This window comes from Mycobacterium sp. IDUB_37 (assembly GCF_055419245.1).
The window spans coordinates 167,952-184,551 of record NZ_JBVAXG010000001.1; the positions used below are offsets into that span (position 1 = coordinate 167,952).

12 protein-coding genes and 2 pseudogenes are annotated in these 16,600 nt (G+C 65.4%); 10 read left to right on the forward strand and 4 right to left on the reverse strand.

Annotated features, from left to right (window positions below):
* The first annotated feature begins 45 nt into the window (after positions 1 to 45).
* Together ACZY1I_RS00830 and ACZY1I_RS00835 are read left to right on the forward strand one after the other, a co-directional pair.
* The gene (locus ACZY1I_RS00830; RefSeq protein WP_463752401.1) at positions 46 to 609 is read left to right on the forward strand and encodes a nuclear transport factor 2 family protein; all 564 of its coding nucleotides are present in this window, start codon (positions 46 to 48) and stop codon (positions 607 to 609) included.
* Between the two features lie 364 nt (positions 610 to 973).
* Positions 974 to 1,243, forward strand: a complete 270-nt coding sequence (locus ACZY1I_RS00835; protein WP_463752402.1) for a DUF4242 domain-containing protein — start codon at positions 974 to 976, stop codon at positions 1,241 to 1,243.
* A gap of 3 nt (positions 1,244 to 1,246) precedes the next feature.
* Here ACZY1I_RS00835 and ACZY1I_RS00840 read toward each other — a convergent pair whose 3' ends face one another.
* A complete protein-coding gene (locus tag ACZY1I_RS00840; protein WP_463752403.1) occupies positions 1,247 to 4,156 on the reverse strand; it encodes a helix-turn-helix transcriptional regulator in 2,910 nt (969 codons plus the stop codon).
* Between the two features lie 123 nt (positions 4,157 to 4,279).
* Here ACZY1I_RS00840 and ACZY1I_RS00845 point away from each other — a divergent pair, with 123 nt between their 5' ends.
* The 3 genes and pseudogenes from ACZY1I_RS00845 to ACZY1I_RS00855 all read left to right on the forward strand — a co-directional run.
* A complete protein-coding gene (locus tag ACZY1I_RS00845) occupies positions 4,280 to 5,656 on the forward strand; it encodes an FAD-binding oxidoreductase (protein WP_463752404.1) in 1,377 nt (458 codons plus the stop codon).
* 175 nt (positions 5,657 to 5,831) lie between these two features.
* Positions 5,832 to 6,020 (forward strand): annotated as a pseudogene (locus ACZY1I_RS00850) (PE family protein); the annotation flags it as partial.
* Between the two features lie 1,368 nt (positions 6,021 to 7,388).
* Positions 7,389 to 7,481 (forward strand): annotated as a pseudogene (locus tag ACZY1I_RS00855) (PE family protein); the annotation flags it as partial.
* 1,160 nt (positions 7,482 to 8,641) lie between these two features.
* On the opposite strand, the gene ACZY1I_RS00860 reads toward ACZY1I_RS00855, so the two are convergent.
* Positions 8,642 to 9,340 carry a hypothetical protein gene (locus tag ACZY1I_RS00860; protein WP_463752405.1) on the reverse strand — a complete coding sequence of 233 codons (699 nt, stop codon included), beginning with the start codon at positions 9,338 to 9,340 and terminating at the stop codon, positions 8,642 to 8,644.
* 62 nt (positions 9,341 to 9,402) lie between these two features.
* On the opposite strand from ACZY1I_RS00860, the gene ACZY1I_RS00865 reads away from it, so the two are divergent.
* From ACZY1I_RS00865 to ACZY1I_RS00885, 5 genes are all read left to right on the forward strand, one after another.
* Positions 9,403 to 9,591: a hypothetical protein gene (locus tag ACZY1I_RS00865; protein WP_463752406.1), complete on the forward strand. Its 189-nt coding sequence runs from the start codon at positions 9,403 to 9,405 to the stop codon at positions 9,589 to 9,591.
* A 174-nt stretch (positions 9,592 to 9,765) separates the two neighbouring features.
* On the forward strand, positions 9,766 to 10,980 hold the full coding sequence (locus ACZY1I_RS00870) for an acyl-CoA dehydrogenase family protein (RefSeq protein ID WP_463752407.1): 1,215 nt from the start codon (positions 9,766 to 9,768) through the stop codon (positions 10,978 to 10,980).
* 3 nt (positions 10,981 to 10,983) lie between these two features.
* Positions 10,984 to 12,093: an acyl-CoA dehydrogenase family protein gene (locus tag ACZY1I_RS00875; RefSeq protein WP_463752408.1), complete on the forward strand. Its 1,110-nt coding sequence runs from the start codon at positions 10,984 to 10,986 to the stop codon at positions 12,091 to 12,093.
* A gap of 70 nt (positions 12,094 to 12,163) precedes the next feature.
* The gene (locus tag ACZY1I_RS00880; RefSeq protein ID WP_463752409.1) at positions 12,164 to 13,690 is read left to right on the forward strand and encodes an amidohydrolase family protein; all 1,527 of its coding nucleotides are present in this window, start codon (positions 12,164 to 12,166) and stop codon (positions 13,688 to 13,690) included.
* Between the two features lie 18 nt (positions 13,691 to 13,708).
* A complete protein-coding gene (locus ACZY1I_RS00885; protein ID WP_463752410.1) occupies positions 13,709 to 14,620 on the forward strand; it encodes a fumarylacetoacetate hydrolase family protein in 912 nt (303 codons plus the stop codon).
* Here the strand turns inward: ACZY1I_RS00885 and ACZY1I_RS00890 are convergent, their stop codons facing one another.
* A complete protein-coding gene (locus ACZY1I_RS00890; RefSeq protein WP_463752411.1) occupies positions 14,621 to 15,565 on the reverse strand; it encodes an NmrA family NAD(P)-binding protein in 945 nt (314 codons plus the stop codon). It abuts the gene before it with no gap.
* Between the two features lie 14 nt (positions 15,566 to 15,579).
* Positions 15,580 to 16,593: an alcohol dehydrogenase catalytic domain-containing protein gene (locus ACZY1I_RS00895; RefSeq protein WP_463752412.1), complete on the reverse strand. Its 1,014-nt coding sequence runs from the start codon at positions 16,591 to 16,593 to the stop codon at positions 15,580 to 15,582.
* Between the last annotated feature and the right edge of the window lie 7 nt (positions 16,594 to 16,600).

Below are 16,600 nucleotides of genomic sequence, written 5' to 3' on the forward strand. Positions count from 1 at the left end.
CGGGATGTCGACGCGTCGACGCCCACCGAAGCGAGAGGCGGGACAATGACGATGTATGTCCAGAGTGACACCCTCCGGCAAGACGTTCGCTACCTGATGGATCGCACGCAAATCCTTGATTGCATCTCGCGCCACGCCCGGGGTTGCGACCGTCATGACATCGACCTCATCGCGTCGGCATACCAAAGTGATGGCATCGACGAGCACGGCCACGCTGTCAATTCAGGATCCGACTACGGCGAATGGGCGAACAAGGCCCATGCTGAAACTTCGCGGGTACATACCCACAACATCACCACCCACACATGCGAAATCGACGGCGACACCGCACACGCCGACAGCTACGTAGTCGTCGTGTTGATCGGACCAGACGGAAAGAGCGCCCAATTTATTGCCGGCCGCTACATCGACCGCCTGGAACGACGAGAAGGCAGCTGGCGCATCGCCGTTCGTAGATCGACAGTCGAGGGGATGTTTTTGGCTGACGCCCGCGTCCTGCAGTCGCCCTTTTTCACCGACAAGGGGTACCTCGTTGGCACACGCGATCGTAGTGATCTTTCCTACGCACGGCCGTTAACGATGGATACGGTGGCGCCCGCGCGTTGGTAGCACTTCGGCAGTCGACATGCTTAAAGAGTTCGGCTGCGGCGTCCGCTTGCGAGTCGCAATGAAACCAAACCGCTCGATCTTGCCGTCTCACAATTACACTGGGGAGCAGTCGTAGCCGCGGCGGCAGCGGCCATATTGGATCGAATGAACCTCGGAGTTGATCACTTCGGCGATTTTCGCGGGCTGGGGCAAGCACCGCGCCGTGACGTCTTGTCTGAGGGGGCCGGATCGGAACCTCGACCCCCGTGCGTCGCCCCCGCGGCAAACTCCACACGGTCTGGGTCTAACCCGGGCAGTTCTCTACCCTCTGCGCGTTCGCTGGGTTTAGATGTAGCAAAGAACGGCCGATCAGTAGGAGTTCACCGTGCCGATATTCATGATCGAGCGCAACTTCGCGGAGGTACTGGACCCCAGCCTCGAGACTGTGGATGGGATCAATCGCATCAATTCGGAGGAGGGCGTTAGCTGGCTGTATTCGTTTCTGTCTGCGGACAAGCGAAAAACGTACTGCCTCTACGAGGCCCCCTCGCCGGAGGCCATCAGAACCGCCGCCGCGCGTGCCGGTCTTCCTGTCGATGTCGTCGTCCAGGTCACCGACCGCTTGATGCCCGACGGCGCATTCTCCAACATCTAAGCGTCACCCGCGCAACTCGCGCTCGGTGGCGTACATCGCCGCTTGGGTGCGATTCGCGGCACCGGTCTTGATGAGGATGTTGCGAACATGGTTGGCGGCGGTGTTGGTGCTGATGTAGAGGCGCTCGCCGATGGCGCGATTGCTCAGGCCCTCGGCCAGTAGTCGCAGCACTTCGATCTCTCGGTCGCTCAAATTGTCAGGGCCTTGCGGACTCGGTGCCAGCAGTGCGGCCACCAAGTCAAGGACCCGGGATTGCCCGATCGGCGCGGCAATTTCGCGTGCTTGGTTGGCAAAGCGGCGCGCCTCATCGGCGCGACCGACCGACGCGGCAAAAAGCGCGTGCCGGGCCAGTGTCTCCGCGACGTGAACCGTGGCGCCCATCTGCCGGTCCATCTGAAGTGCCGCCGCGAAGTGACGCTCGGCGGCGTCGGTGTTACCGGCAAGTGCCGAGATCCGGGCGAGAAATCGGTCGGCGCTTCCGAATAGTGCGACGAATTGTCCGGCCGCCAGGTTCTTGCCGGCGTACCGGGCGACGAACGGGCGCAACGCGTGCACTGCCTCGCGATTTCCGAGCTCCAAGGCCGCCTCCAGCATGAACACCAGCTCCATCGGCCACTGCGCACCCTCGGTATGGTCGCCGAGATTGCGGTTGAGCAGGTGATTGAGGGCGCGGGTCATACCACGCTCGCAGTCCAGCGCGGTATACAGCGCAAGCAAGCCAGGCACCCAGCGGCCGGCGAACGTCTCGCTGCCGTCCACGAACCCGGCGAATTTTTTCAGGTCTCCGGTTTCGCGGCGCATCATGAACATCTGCACTCCGTACGAGCCCTCTGTCTCGTTCACGGTGAAGAGGTTGCCGGTGCGCAGCGCGATATCCGCCCACCGCTCGGCCCCGGCGAAGTCACCGCGCAGATAGGTCAGCGCTTGATTGACGCAAGCGCTGATGAAGCCGAAGAAGGGCTGTCCGCAGGCGTGGACCGCTCGCTGCAGTTCGGCAGCCGATGCGGCCAGGTCGTCGGGCAGGCCGACGACGTAGCTGACTAGTGCGCGAAAGTGCGACACGGAGCTGAGGGCGTCGTAGTCGCGGGATGATTGGGCCACGCGGAGCACCTCTGCCGACCGCTCCAGCTGGGGGTCAGACATTTCCGGGGAGATGCTGTGCCACAGGCTGGCGTGCATCGCGTGCTGCGTTACCGCAGGATCTCCGATGACTCGCGCGCAATCGACCGCGCGGTTACCGATTTCTCGAGCACGTGCCGCCTCGCCGGCAAAAGTCAGCGCTCGTCCGAAGCTGCCGAGCGCCTGCACGTAGCGGGGGTCATCGGTGCCCAGGCCGCACCCTTCCAGCGCCGAAGCGAGCAGATCGGCGGCTTTCGAATCGGCCAGCCCCGGACGCCAACTCGCATCCTCGTAGCCAACGGCCGCCTCCAGACGCATGAGCGGATCGTCCGTAGCGCTGACGCGTTCGTAGATGGCCCGGGCGTGCGTGAAATCACCGGAGCGAACAAGGTTCGCGGCCGCGCCGAAATTCAATCGGGCCCGATCCTCAGGACTCAGTTCGGGAAGCGACGCCGCGCGCTCGAACCATTTCGCCGCGTCCTCATAAGCCAGGCTCCGCTCGGCCACTTGCGCCGACTTCCGCGAATAGTGCAAGGCCTTATCGTGGTAGCCCAGTACGTGCGCAAGTAGGTAATGATTGGCTACGCGGGGAATGACTGAGGGATCAGCGCGCCCTTCCAGTGCTTCGGCCGCCCGAGCGTGCATGATCCGCTGCCGCGACGCCGCCATCCCGTGGAGCGCGGCCTCACGGGTCAGCGCATGCACGAATGCAAACTCGCCGTCAGAGCCTGGAACTGCCCGAATCAGCCCGACGGCTTCGGCCGAATCGACCGCCGCCAGCGTCGCCGTGAGATCGGCCTCACTGGTGGCAATCAGCGCGGGCAGATCAAAGACTTCGCCCAAAACCGCCGCTTGTTCGATGATGCTGCGGATACCGGCCCCGAGCCCGCCGAGCCTGCGCGCGATCACATCCCCGATCGACGCCGGAACCGTCTGGTGTGAACTCAGGCTGGCGATTCCGCCCCTCATCTCCAGGTGATTGCACAGTTCGGTCAGGAAGAACGGATTTCCGCCAGTCTTGTCCCGCAGCAACGCCGCGGCTGTTCGGGCTGACGGCGGACGCAGGTGCTGGGTTTGGCCGACGAACTCCGCGATCGCCTCGGTGTCCAGGCCGCCGAGGTCGAGCCGCCTGACACCGTCGAATCGGTGCAGTTCAGCCAGCCTGGTGGCGAGCTCTTCGGAGCGATCAGGTGCGGTATTGCGGAACGTAGCCACCACCAGCATGCGCACATCCGCGCAGCCGATCAGCACGTGTTCGAGCATCGCCAGGGTCGGCACCTGCGCCCAGTGCATGTCCTCGAGGATCAATGCGATCGGGCGATCGACCGCCAGTCGGCGCAGGAAGCCGGTCAACGCGTTGAAGAGTGCACGCCGCGGCGCGTCGACGTCGTCACCCTCGCCGGTTTCGGTCACATGTCGATCCAACTGGGTGGTCAGCCGCCGAAGCTGAGTTCCCGCGTCCGCCAGCGCGTCCACCAGCGAACCCGGCGGAGCTGCGACGAGCAGACGGTCCAACGCCTCGGCAAACGGCGCGTACGAAACGTCCGCGTCGGATGTTGAGCTCCCGACGAGCACTGTGACACCGTGATCGAACAGCTTCGTGGCCACCTCGGCGACCAGTCGTGTCTTACCGGCTCCGGGCTCACCTCCGATGAACACCGCCTGGCGCATTCCGCCGTCGACCCGATCCCAGGCCTGCTCGAACGCCGCGAGCTCGGCGGCACGACCAACGAGCGGACCGCCACGGCGGGCGGCCAGCTCCGCTGGAAGGGGCGGGGGCACCCACTGCACCATGCCCTCAACCTAGTAGCGGCGTCGCCGGCTGGTCGATAGTCAGATCTGACTATCGCCGGGTACCTGCCAAGATGCCTAGTTGTGGTCATGACTAGCAACTACCTCGCGCCATAACGTCGAGGCATGATGACAGACGTGGCGACAGATGAGTTGCGAGGCCGGTTGGGCGGAGCGGTAATCCTGCCGGATGACACTGGATACGACGATGCCCGAGCGCTGCACAACGCGATGATCGACAAGCGGCCGGCGGTGATCGTGCGTTGCGGATCCGCCGCTGACGTCGCGGGTGCTTTGGAATTCGCGCGGACCTCGAACCTTGAGGTCGCCGTGCGCGGTGGCGGCCACAACGGCCCGGGTTTCGGAACCGTCGAGGGCGGCCTGGTGATCGATCTAGCGCCGATGAACCGCATCGACGTGGACCCCGACCGGCGCACCGTCCGCGTTCAAGGTGGTGCGACATGGGCTCAGGTCGACGCCGCGACCCACGCACACGGCCTGGCGACACCGAGCGGCATCATCTCGAGCACCGGTGTCGGCGGCCTCACCCTCGGTGGTGGCCACGGGTACCTGTCCCGCAAACACGGCCTGACCATCGACAACCTGCTGGAGGCGGAGGTCGTGTTGGCCGACGGCCGGGAGGTGACGGCGTCCGAGTCGGAGCGTCCCGACCTGTTTTGGGCGCTGCGCGGCGGCGGCGGCAACTTCGGTGTGGTCACCTCGTTCACGTTCCGCCTGCACCCCGTGCAGAGTGTGATCTGTGGTCCCACCGCATGGCCGATCTCGGCCACCGCCGACGTCCTCGGCTGGTTCCGGGATTTCATCCCGGCCCAGGACGAAGACCTCTATGGGTTCTTCGCCACCATGACCGTCTCGCCGGCGCCGCCATTCCCCGAGGCCTTCCATCTACACAAGGCGTGCGCGGTGGTCTGGTGCTACACGGGTGATCCCGCACGCGCCGATGAAGCGTTCGCGCCGGTGCGGCAGATGCAGCCGGCTTGGAACGGTATCGGTGAGGCACCTTATCCCGCGCTGCAGACCAGCTTCGACGGACTGTATCCCAAAGGGCTGCAATGGTATTGGCGTGGTGACTTCTTCCGGACCATTGCCGACGGCGCCGTCGAAGCCCACGCCCGCTTCAGCGAAGAGCTGCCGACGATGCATTCGACGATGCATCTGTATCCGATCGATGGCGCAGTCCATCGGGTCGGGCAAACCGACACCGCGTTCGCCCACCGGGACGTCAACTTCTCTCAGGTCATCGCAGGGGTCGATCCGGACCCGGCCAGAGCGGGAGAGTTGAAGCGTTGGTCGGCCGACTACTGGGACGCGACCCACCCGTATTCGGCGGGCGCCGCTTACGTGAACTTCATGATGGACGAGGGACAGGACCGAGTCCGCGCCAGCTACGGCCCGAACTACGGCCGGCTTAGCGAGATCAAAGCGGAATACGATCCGCGCAACGTGTTCCGCATCAACCAGAACATTCGACCGGCGTCCTAACCGCCCGATCGACGGCGGCTAGCAAGTTCGAGACAGCCCATTGTCGGTAGGGCTTATTTGACCGACTCTTTTTAATCTGAATTCAAAATCCCGCAGGAGTCAATCGTCACGGCCTTCTGGTCGTGACTCGTCAGGAGGTATCGACATGTCCTTTGTAAACGTATTGCCAGAGTTCATGAGTTCGGCCGCAACGGATTTGGTTGGAATTGGCGACGTGCTTGAGTCGGCCAACGCGGCCGCGGCGACCCCCACCACGGGTCTGTTGGCAGCCGCCGAAGATGAGATTTCGATCGCGATTGCCCAACTGTTCGGAGCGCACGGCCAGGCATACCAGACCTTGAGCGCACAGGCGGCGTCATTTCATCAGCAGTTCGTGCAGTCGTTGACCGGAGGTGCCAACTCCTACGCGACGGCCGAATCCGCCGCCGCGCAGCCCTTGCAGAGCCTGCTCGACTTGATCAACCAGCCGTTCGTGCAGCAGACCGGCCGCCCGCTGATCGGCAACGGCGCCAACGGCGCCGCGGGGACCGGGCAGAACGGTGGCGCCGGCGGGTGGCTGATCGGCAACGGCGGTAACGGCGGATCCGGAGCGACGTCGGCCACCAATGACGGCGGCAACGGCGGTGCCGGCGGTGCGGGCGGGCTGTTCGGCGCCGGAGGTGCCGGTGGGGCCGGCGGCACTACGACTGCAGCCGGCAAGGCCGGTGGTATCGGTGGCGCCGGCGGCAACGCGATGCTCTGGGGTGCCGGTGGAGCCGGTGGCGTCGGCGGTGCCTCCGCCAACGCAGCCGCCGGCCCCGGTGGCGCAGGTGGGGCCGGCGGCGCCGCAGGCGCTCTCCACGGTGCCGCCGGCGTAGGTGGTGCCGGCGGCTATACCGACGGTGCGGCCGGTGCCAAGGGTGGGGCTGGCGGTGTCGGCGGAGCGGGCGGACTGTTCACTGACGGAGGGGTCGGCGGGGCCGGCGGAGTCGGCAATTCAGGCGGCGCCGGTGGCGCCGGTGGACAAGGTGGCCTCTTTGGCGCAGGCGGAACCGGCGGGGCGGGTGGAGTCGGGGACGGCACGGCGGGCACCGGTGGCGCGGGTGGCGCGGGTGGCAACGGCGGGACATTCGGCGCCGGCGGCGAAGGCGGCAGCGGTGGTTCGACTTTGGGCACCAATGGTGGGGCGGGCGGCGCGGGCGGCAACGCCGGGGTGCTCTCCTTCGGAGCCGGTGGCGCCGGCGGATCCGGAGGAGAAGCCCCAGCTATAGGCGGCGTTGGTGGAGTCGGCGGGGCCGGCGGTAATGCCGGTCTGGTCTTCGGCACCGGCGGGGCGGGCGGCGCGGGCGCGTACGGCGAGGCCACCGGCGGTCAGGGCGGGGCGGGCGGTACCGCCGGGAGTCTGATCGGTTCCGGCGGTACCGGTGGCGTCGGCGGCGCGTCGCTTTCTGCCACCGGCAAAGGTGGAGCAGGCGGCGCCGGCGGCAACGGCGGGGTCTTCGGCAACGGGGCCAACGGCGGCAACGGCGGTGCCAACGCCGGAGCTGCCGGGACCGGCGGCGCCGGTGGCACCGGTGGCAACGGCGTCCTGATCGGCAACGGTGGCAATGCCGGTAGCGGCGGCACTGGTGCGACCGCAGGCAAATTGGGTACCGGCGGAATCAGCGGACTGCTGTTGGGCCTTGACGGCACCAACGCACCCATCAGCACCAACCCACTGCACACCCTGCAGCAAACCGCGCTCTCGGCGATCAACCAGCCCATCCAGGCAATCACCGGACGCCCGCTGATCGGTAACGGGCTCAACGGGACACCGGGCACCGGGGCTGCCGGCGGCGATGGTGGGTGGCTCTTCGGCAACGGCGGAAACGGCGCGTCGGGGGCGTCCGGCGCCGCCGGTGGAGCGGGTGGCGCCGGTGGCGCCGGTGGCATCCTGTTCGGCAACGGTGGCACCGGTGGCACCGGTGGCACCGGAACAGCGACGACCGGCGGAGCGGGCGGCGCGGGCGGATCAGGCTTCCTGATCGGTAGCGGCGGTACCGGCGGCGCCGGTGGACGAGGAGCCACCGCGGGCGGCAACGGCGGGATCGGCGGCAACGCCGGAGCCCTCTTCGGCGCTGCCGGCACCGGTGGGTACGGCACCTCGACGGCCAACGCCGGCTCCGGTGGCGCCGGTGGAACCGGCAGTTTGTTCGCCAACGGCGGGGCCGGTGGGGCTGGCGGGTTCGGCGGCAAAGCCGGGGCAGGCGGGGCCGGCGGACAGGGAGGCGTGTTCGCCAACGGTGGGACCGGCGGTGGCGGCGGGTGGGGCGTCACGGCCGGCGGGGCCGGTGGTTCCGGCGGCAACGGCGGAATCTTCGGTTCCGGCGGGACCGGCGGTAGCGGCGGATACGGCTTCCCCGGAACCGCGGGGGCCGGTGGAGCGGGTGGCAACGCCGGCGCACTGTCCTTCGGGTCCGGCGGTTTCGGTGGCAACGGCGGCGACAGCGGCACTGCCAATCCCGGCGGGACCGGCGGTAGCGGTGGAACCGGCGGCCTTCTCTTCGGCTCTGGCGGCGGCGGCGGTTACGGCGGATACAGCCAAACGGGCACAGGTGGAGCCGGCGGGACCGGCGGCAACGCCGGCGTGATCAACGGCTCCGGTGGCGCGGGCGGCGGCGGTGGCGCAAGTGGTACCACCACCGGCGGAGCGGGCGGCGCCGGCGGCAAGGCCGGTGGGATCGGTGGCGGCGGGAACGGCGGTAACGGCGGCAACGGCATAACAAACGGCGGCAACGGTGGCACCGGCGGCGGAGCCATCCTCATCGGTAACGGTGGGAACGGCGGTAATGGCGGCACCGGCGCAGCAAACGGCACGCCCGGCACCGGTGGCGTCGGTGGCGTGCTGATCGGTAGCAACGGAAACAACGGGAAGGCGTAGCCGAACACGGGCGCGGCGCGCTAGCCCAGCGATGCTGAATCCCCGTCAACCGCTAGGCGCGTAATTGCGCTGCGGCTGACGGGGGTTCAGTACGTGAGCCCGGCGAGCAACGGCAGCAGCGTCAGTGCCAGAGGCCGCTGAGCGTCGCTGTCAAGAGCGGCGTGGTACTGCGTCACCCGTCGCAAACCTAAGTGCTGACTGCGGCTGTAGGTGGCGTCGGAAAGCGCCCACTTGGGATCGACCCAGGTGTACCAACGAGGCGAAAGGGAAGGGCCAGGTTTGCCTGCCAGTAGCTCGCCAAGATCCTGCCCGGCATCGTTTTTCAGCTGCCACGGGCTGTCCTCCTCACACTCGATTAGCGCGCAAACGCGATCTTCCGCGTCGTGCACCCTCAATCTGTCCGGATGCTTGATCTTCAACAACATGGTTTTTTCACGCGAGCTCCGGGCCACCTGTCGTCCGGCTTCGTCAGTGACCGTCACAACCGCAGGCGCGTCGTTGGTGGAGCTGATCCTTGCCAGGACGCGATCTTGCGCGCCGAGTAGTTCCAAGTGCATGTCGTTGCCGGCGTCCATTCCGGTGGCCGACAACAGCTTCCAGAACGCCTGCCGCACCCGACCGCCGGTGTGCACTCTTCTGGTGACTGCGAGCAACTCATCGGACGCCGAGCGCAGCTCCCACCGATGTTCATTGGATGAGGAACCGGCACGGAAGACAGCGGCGATGTCGCCGAAGCGGATGAGGTCGCCCAGCGATTGCGCGGTGAGCTGTTGTTGCGGATTCACTGCCGGATTATCGCCCGTGGCAAGACAGTGACCGGTTGTGCCCACCATGAAAAACTCATGACATGTCGGCGGCCCCCAGAACGCGGTATGCGCTTGACGGTGAAAATCACATTGCCTACCAGGTCGTCGGGAATGGGCCCGACCTCCTTTTCGTCCTGACCGCGTTCGCGGACCGCGGCAGCCACCAACTCAGGGGCGTACCCGATCGTTGGCCCGTACTGGCCGTGCGCGAGAACGACGTCGGCAGCTGAGCGCGGGTGCCGAATCTTCGGCCACGCACCCTTGACACGGCATGGTGCCTGTAGTTCAGTCGATCAAAATAGACAGGCGTCAAGAACTCTATACATGGCTGCAAAGGTGACTGCTTTGTCGGTGGAGACGGCTGACCGAATCGACGCGTTCGCCGGACAGCAGGCCTGAGCGCCATGCACATCGACTTCGCCCCCGAACTCGACGCCTTCCGCCAGGAAGTAGCGGCCTTTCTGGACGCCGCGCCGACCCCGGCGATCCGCGAGGCCGGTCGCAAGCTCACCAGTGTCTTCGCCTCGTTCGACGAGGTCATGGAGTGGCAGCGCATCCTGCATCGTCAGGGCTGGGCCGCCCCGGCCTGGCCGGTCGAGTTCGGCGGAACCGGTTGGTCGGTCGAACAGCGATTCATATTCGCCGAGGAATACTGCGCGCGTGACCTGCCACCGCTACTGCCGAACTGCCTGCAGATGGTGGGTCCGCTGCTGATGGAGCTGGGCACTCCGGAACAGCAGGCGAAATATCTGCCGAGAATCCTTGCGGCCGAAGACTATTGGACGCAAGGGTATTCGGAACCCAACTCCGGATCGGATCTCGCCTCGCTCACGTGCTCCGCGGTCGCCGACGGCGACGACTACGTCATCAACGGCAGCAAGATCTGGACGACGCTGGCCCACCGTTCCAACCGGATGTTCATGCTGGTGCGCACCAGCAGGGAAGGAAAGAAGCAGCGGGGCATCACCTTTCTGCTGCTCGACCGTACCGATTATCCGGGGATGACCATCCGGCCGATCATCGGCCTGGACGGCGAGCCCGAGCAGTGTGAGGTGTTCTTCGACGACGTTCGGGTTCCGCAATCCGGACGTGTGGGCGCCGAGAACGACGGCTGGACCGTCGCCAAGCAGTTGCTCAAACACGAACGGGGCGGATCGGCGCAGGGTCCGTTCCTGCGTCGCCGCTTGCGGCTGATCCGCGAGGCCAGTGCCACCGCCGAGTCGCCGAATGGTGGTGTCTTCGCCGACGATTCGGTCTTCCAACGCGACCTCGGCGAGCTGGACGCCGACGTCGCCTCCTACGAGTACTTCGAGAAGCTGGCGATCAGCGGACACCCGGTTGCGAATGACCCGGCGTTTCCGTCGGTGAAAAAGACGCTGGGTACGGAGTTGACTCAGAAACTTTCGGTGATGATGACGCGCATTGCCGGTCTCGAGGCGTTACCCCTGCAGCAGGACGCACTTGCCATCGGCCATCAGCAACCGGCCTTGAGTGACGAGTTCGACCTCATTGCCATGCCCTTCTACCTGAACTCCCGTGCCACAACGATTTACGCAGGCACCAACGAGGTGCAGCGGGACCTGATCGCGCGCAGCCTGCCCTTCGCGGGGAAGAACTGACCGATGGATTTCACCTTCTCCGCTGAGCAGACCATGCTTCGCGAAAGCGTGTCTCAGTATCTCGGTCGGTCGTATTCTTTCGAAAAGCGGCAAGCGATAATCGATTCCGAGAGTGGAACCTCGACCGAGATCTGGCAGCAGCTACGAGAATTCGGTCTGCTGGCGCTGCCCTTCCCCGAGGAAGTCAGTGGGCTGGGTGGGTCGATCACCGACATCGTCGCCATTGCCGAAACGTTCGGTCAGCACCTGATGAGTGAGCCGTATCTGTCCTCGGTAATTTTGGCCGGTCGCGCGCTCGCGTCAGCGCAGGAGACCGATACCGCGCGCGCTTGGCTGGCAAAGATCCTCGATGGCAACGCTTTTGGTGCATTCGGTCATGAAGAGGGACGCGGAACCGCCGACCTTGCGCGGATCACCACCACCGCTACCCTCGGCCCGCAGGGCTACGCGGTCAGCGGCGAGAAGCGACTCGTGCTGGGTGGCGGCGATGCGCAGGTGCTGGTGGTCACCGCGCGCCTGGCCGGCGCCGGCCACGTCGAGGGCGAACTGGGGATGGTGCTGGTGAGTCCAGACGCTCCTGAGGTATCGCTGACGACCTATCGCACCGTCGACGGGCGCAAAGCCGCAAACTGCGTGTTCGACCAGGCGCCAGGAGTTCTGCTGAAGGCTGATGCCGCGGCGGCGATCACGGTGATCATCGAAGGGGCAATTCTGGCGCTGTCGGCAGAGGCTGTCGGTGCGATGACGGCGCTGGTGGAATCGACCGTCTCCTACGCGGTCACCCGGCAGCAGTTCGGGGTACCGATCGCCACCTTCCAGGCGGTCGCTCACCGCCTCGCCGACATGAAGATCGCCCTGCTGAAGGCCCGCTCGACATTGCTGTACACCGCTGCGCTTGTGGAGGCGGGCCATGCACAGCCACGTGACATCTCGTTGTTGAAGGCGCAAGCCGGCCGCTTGGGCCGCACGATCGCCGAAAGCGCAGTCCAGATCCATGGCGGCGTCGGGATGACCGACGAGGTGGCTATCGGGCACTACCTGAAGCGGATCCTGGCCATCGATGCGATGTTCGGCGACAGCGATTTCCACTTCCGAAAGGTTGGCGCACCGTAGGGACTAGCCTCGGTGCACTGGACTTTTGTCTAATCGCCTCTGCGTGACGCGCCGCTCGGAAGGATCTGCGATGTCTGCGACCTTGCTCATTCGCAACGGACATCTGCTGACCATGGATCGCCGCTGCGGCGAGCGGCCGCAGACCGACATCCTGATTGAGGACGGTTGGATCACCCGGATCGGCAAGGGGCTGGAAGCGGGCGCTCACGACGTCATCGATGCGACGGACCATCTGGTACTACCGGGGTTCGTCGATACTCACCGCCACATGTGGCAGACCCAGCTGCGCGGCACGATGGTCGACGCCACGCTGTTGGACTACGTCGCGATGATCCGCGAGACCTACAGCGCCTGCTACGAACCCGACGACGTCTACATCGGCATCCTGATGGGCTATCTCGAAGCTCTCAACGCGGGAACGACCTCGCTGATCGACCACTGTCACATCATGAACTCGCCCGCGCACGCCGAGGCGGCGATTCGCGCCTTCCGCGACTCCGGTGCCGGGGGCGTGTTCTGCTACGGCCTTTTCACCAACCCGGATGCTGTCACGCAATCGACCGTGATGCGAGTGCTGACTCCACCGGCACGGCTGTGGCAGGACGCTCGCGACGTCCGGGCCGACTTCTTCAGCGCGGCCAACGCCGACAGAATCCGCTGGGGGATGGCACTCACCGAATTGGAGTTCTTCCCGCTGCAATATTCACTGCGTGAACTCGAGTTAGCGAGAGAACTTGGAGCGCATAAGATCTCAGCACATGCTGGCCTCGGCGTCCTCAGCAAGTCGACCAACTATGTGAAGCAATTAGCCACCGCGGGCGAGCTGGCGGACGATCTATTGCTGGTGCACGGCTGGGCACTGACGGACGCCGAGATGGCCTTGATGGTGCAACACGGTGTCACGTTGTCCGTGACGCCCGAGACGGAGCTGCAGATGGCGATGGGTTTCCCTGCGCTGCAGCGTTTCCGGCGTGCCGGCGGCAGGCCGGGGCTGGGCATCGACATCGCCTCCAACCACAGCGCCGACATGTTCACCCAGATGAGATTGGGTGCGCAGTCGGTTCGCGCCCTGCGCAACGAAGAACTGGCCAAGCGAGGCCTATTCCCCAGTAAGTTGGAGTTCACCGCAGCGGATATCCTGCGCGCAGCCACAATTGACGGTGCTCACGCGCTGGGCTTGGAGGCTGAAGTGGGTAGCTTGACCGAGGGTAAGCGTGCGGACATGATCCTCATCCGAAAGAACGACATCAACATGGCGCCGGTAAACGACGCCACCGCGGCCGCAGTGCATTACGCGAACGTCAGTAACATCGACACGGTGATCGCGGGCGGCGTGGTCCGCAAGCGCGGTGGAACTCTCGTCGGTCATGATCTCGACGCGATGACTCGTGAACTCCTCGAATCGACCGAACGAGTCATCGCTCGCGCCGGCAAGATGGATCGCGACGCCAGCTATAGGTCGGCCAGTGACATCTTCCCCACGTCGCGGCGTCGGGCGATCGAGGGGCGATTGGCTGCGGCAGTTTTCCAGAGTCGGTTCACCGGTCTGCACGACCGGCTGCTAGCTATGGTCGCTAAACGCGGTGCAGGGCACTGATCTCGCGAAGGAGTCGACATGCGCTTCCGGAGAGTCCGTCACGACGCGGAGCTCAGCTACGAAGCAGAAGGCCCAGACGGGCAGTGGCAACAGCGACCTGGTTGGGAGCCGCTGGGACCCTCGCCCTTCGCGCCTGCTTTCGAATTGGCGATCGCCGGCGAGCATCTGACCGCCTCGGGTCACTGTCTTCCGTTCCAGCCCTTGTCTTTTAGGGACTTCATGCTTTATGAGGACCACGTGGTCAACGCCTCGCGCGGTTTAGTCAGGCGATTCCATCCGGGGCTGCACAAGGTGACCAGGGTGTTCGAGGGCGTCACCAAACGCACCTTCCCGTTGTTCCGACCCAAGCCGCTCTGGTATCGCGAGCCGGTCTATTACATGTCGAATCACGTGACCTTCCTGCCCAGTGGTACACCGATGGCGTTTCCGCACTACTCGAAGGCGCTGGATTTCGAACTCGAGCTTGGATTCGTGCTCAAGCACCGGTTGCGCGACGCGACACCCGCGGCGGCGACCGCAGCCATCGGCGCATTCGTGTTGGTCAACGACTTCAGTGCACGTGACGTCCAACGGCCCGAGATGAGCAGTGGGTTCGGCCCTCAGGCGTCCAAGCACTTCGCGAGTTCGCTGTCCGAGACCGCGGTGACCGCCGACGAGGTGCTACCAAAGATCAATGCGCTCAACGGATCTGTTGCCATCAATGGCAAGACCATCAGCACCGTCGCCAGTGCGGGTATGAGGTACTCCCTAGGTGAGGCGCTGGCCCATGTGTCCAGATCGCAGACCCTGCGCGCGGGCGAACTCCTCGCGACGGGCACCCTGCCCGGCGGAAGTGGGATGGAGATCGGCCGCTGGCTCAAGCCGGGTGATCGACTGACTCTGACTCTGGACGGGATCGGCGAGATCGAGCACCAGATCGTCGGCGGCTGATCAGCGGCGGACGTGCCGGTCCACGCCCGCCGCTGTCAGGTCCCGTTCGGCGAACCGTGACGGGTTGGCCGCGACGATCTCCTGCAGCGTCATCGCCGGCGAGCCGGTGACAACCTCCACCAGATTGTTTGCGCCGGAGAAGATCCCATCGCGGTAGTCCTGGGCGACGCTGCTCAGGTGCTGTACCAGAAACGGGCTGTAGCCCTCGGAGTTCAGTGCCGCGGCGAAGGCCGGAATGTCTATGGGCTCATAGCGAACCGGAATGTCCAGCGTCTGCGCCAGAACATCGGCGATCTCGTAGTGGTTGTATTCGACGGGTCCGGTCAGCGGATAGATCTGCCGGTCGTGCGGGGCTGGGTTGGCTAGGACGGTGGCGACGAAGCGGCCCTGGTCATACCCGGAGATCGGTGCGTGGCGCCCGTCGCCGAAGGGCAGTCGCAACACTGCCTCATCTTGGTGCCGCGTCCATCCGGCTGTGTCCCTTGACCATTCGTGCGACAGCCAGGAGCTGAAGAAGGTTGGCCGGATGTGGGTGGTGACCATGGCGGTGCGGTCCAGCAGCCGCTCGGCTATCCAATGCTGATGCGCCGCATGGCTCTTGGCTTCGCGGCGGGCGGAGATCTGCGACATGTTGACGACCGCGCCGACGCCGGCCTCGCTGGCCGCTTGGGCGAAGATCGCCGTCGCTTCAAGCAGTTTTCCCGGATCTATTGGGTAGCAGAAGTACGCGCCGGAAACACCGGCCACCGCTGAGCTCACGGCGTCGAAGTCGAGCAGATCACCCTGAACAATCTCCGCCCCCAGTGCCGCGAGCTGATCGGATCGCTCGTCGGCTCGATGTACCAAAGCCCTTACTGGGATACCGCGCTCGCGTAATGCCGCCACTGCGGGAACGCCAGTCTTGCCGGTCGCTCCGGTGACGAGTATCAGGTTGTCGTTGGACATGACGGTCGTTCCTTCTAGTTGGCGGTGAGCACGATGCGTAGCCTGGCCGCACCGGACATCATTCGTTCGTAGGCGGCCGGCGCTTGATCGAGCGACATCACCTCGACCATCGGCTCGACGCCCGCGGCCAGGCTGAACTTGAGATTGTCTTCATTCTCGATGGACGATCCGGTCAGCGATCCCGTGATGGTTCGGGTGCCGAAGACGAGGTCGACCGTCGACACACTGATCGGATCAAGCCCGATGCCGACCACCACGAGGCGTCCGCGGGGGGCCAGCCCGGCCGGCAAGGATGACATCGATGCCCCGCTGGCGGCCGTTGCCACGATTGCGGCGGCACCGCCGAGTTGTGTCAAGGCCTCACCGGGATCCTCGACGTTGCTGTCGATGTAGTGGTCAGCACCGAACTTGCTTGCCAAAGCGGCCTTTTCGGCGCCGCGGGCAATAACCGCGGTCCGATAGCCCAGGCCCTTGGCGTACTGCACGGCCAGATGGCCGAGTCCGCCCAGGCCTTGGATGCCCACCAGAGACCGGGGTGGCGCCTGTACACCCAGTAACGCCTTATAGACGGTCAGTCCGGCGCACAACAGCGGCGCTGCCTCGATATTGTCGAGCCCCTCAGGGATGACGACCACTCCGCTGGCCCGGGTGTAGACGTACTCGGCGTAACCGCCGTCGGCCGTGGTGCCGTACTGGGGCTGGTCCTCGCAGTTCACGAAGTCCCCACGGCGACATGGTTCACATTCGTGGCACTGTCCGCCGAGATAGCCCACGCCCACCCGGTCGCCGATCTGGAACCGGCGCACGCCGTCGCCGACGGCGTCGATGACCCCGACGATTTCGTGGCCGGGCACCAGCGGCAGACTCGGATCCCGCATCAGTGCCTCTGCGGCAACCATGTCGCTGTGGCACACCCCGCAGGCCTGGACCCGGATCCGTACCTGGCCGGCGGCGGGGTCAACGAGTTCGCGCTCTACCCACTCGAATTGGCGTTGACCAGTGACTTGCCATGCGCTGTAGGTCGACATTGTGTCT

Excerpts from the sequence above, each read along its gene's own strand:
- ACZY1I_RS00895 (WP_463752412.1), bottom strand. The coding sequence starts at position 16,593 with ATGTCGACCTACAGCGCATGGCAAGTCACTGGTCAACGCCAATTCGAG.
- ACZY1I_RS00830 (WP_463752401.1), top strand. The coding sequence starts at position 46 with ATGACGATGTATGTCCAGAGTGACACCCTCCGGCAAGACGTTCGCTAC.
- ACZY1I_RS00865 (WP_463752406.1), top strand. The coding sequence starts at position 9,403 with ATGTCGGCGGCCCCCAGAACGCGGTATGCGCTTGACGGTGAAAATCAC.
- ACZY1I_RS00840 (WP_463752403.1), bottom strand. The coding sequence starts at position 4,156 with ATGGTGCAGTGGGTGCCCCCGCCCCTTCCAGCGGAGCTGGCCGCCCGC.
- ACZY1I_RS00875 (WP_463752408.1), top strand. The coding sequence starts at position 10,984 with ATGGATTTCACCTTCTCCGCTGAGCAGACCATGCTTCGCGAAAGCGTG.
- ACZY1I_RS00890 (WP_463752411.1), bottom strand. The coding sequence starts at position 15,565 with ATGTCCAACGACAACCTGATACTCGTCACCGGAGCGACCGGCAAGACT.
- ACZY1I_RS00845 (WP_463752404.1), top strand. The coding sequence starts at position 4,280 with ATGATGACAGACGTGGCGACAGATGAGTTGCGAGGCCGGTTGGGCGGA.
- ACZY1I_RS00885 (WP_463752410.1), top strand. The coding sequence starts at position 13,709 with ATGCGCTTCCGGAGAGTCCGTCACGACGCGGAGCTCAGCTACGAAGCA.
- ACZY1I_RS00880 (WP_463752409.1), top strand. The coding sequence starts at position 12,164 with ATGTCTGCGACCTTGCTCATTCGCAACGGACATCTGCTGACCATGGAT.
- ACZY1I_RS00870 (WP_463752407.1), top strand. The coding sequence starts at position 9,766 with ATGCACATCGACTTCGCCCCCGAACTCGACGCCTTCCGCCAGGAAGTA.